Here is a 283-nt window from a genome sequence, read left to right on the forward strand (position 1 = left end):
TACTCATCAGGTCTACACAACGTATTGTTTTAGTCCTGTGCGTTCAGACGAACAGGCTGAAGCACTGCCGGAAGCGTATGAACCGATTGAGGTTAACGAATTCGGTGAAATCGATCTGCTTGCAATGGTTGAAGATGAAATCATCCTCGCCTTGCCGGTAGTTCCGGTGCATGATTCTGAACACTGTGAAGTGTCCGAAGCGGACATGGTCTTTGGTGAACTGCCTGAAGAAGCGCAAAAGCCAAACCCATTTGCCGTATTAGCCAGCTTAAAGCGTAAGTAA

At 47.3% G+C, this 283-nt stretch carries 1 protein-coding gene; it reads left to right on the forward strand.

All coding sequences use genetic code 11. The features are described 5' to 3' along the window. On the forward strand, nucleotides 1-283 hold a 283-nt coding region (locus LZP73_RS20795; protein WP_234236878.1), incomplete at its 5' end, for a YceD family protein.

The organism is Shewanella sp. AS16 (genome assembly GCF_021412365.1).
Lineage (GTDB): Bacteria > Pseudomonadota > Gammaproteobacteria > Enterobacterales > Shewanellaceae > Shewanella > Shewanella salipaludis.